Genomic DNA, 255 nt, shown 5'->3' on the forward strand with positions numbered 1-255 from the left:
CACCTCTCGTATGAGGAGTTCATCGGCATCCTGGTGGGCGGCAAGCAGGACATCAGCGCATCCGAGCAGAAGGTCATGCCGGCCTTTGGCGATAACAAGAACGTCATGTGCTACTCGGACGATCTCTACACCTACCTCAAGGCCCGGGCCGATGGCGCGGTTGGCCGCGTTCGTCCCTCCGACCACGAGGACAAGCCTGAGACCGCCCGGAAGGCCGAGAAGGAGTGCATGGGCGGCTGATGTCCTCCCCTGCAT

Annotated in this window: 1 protein-coding gene; it reads left to right on the forward strand. The window is 62.4% G+C overall.

Annotated features, from left to right (window positions below):
* Nucleotides 1-240 (forward strand): cytochrome c family protein (locus ACZ267_RS12955; RefSeq protein ID WP_463680355.1); only part of this gene is annotated, 240 nt, incomplete at its 5' end.
* Between the last annotated feature and the right edge of the window lie 15 nt (nucleotides 241-255).

Source organism: Staphylococcus sp. AC872 (genome assembly GCF_979255425.1).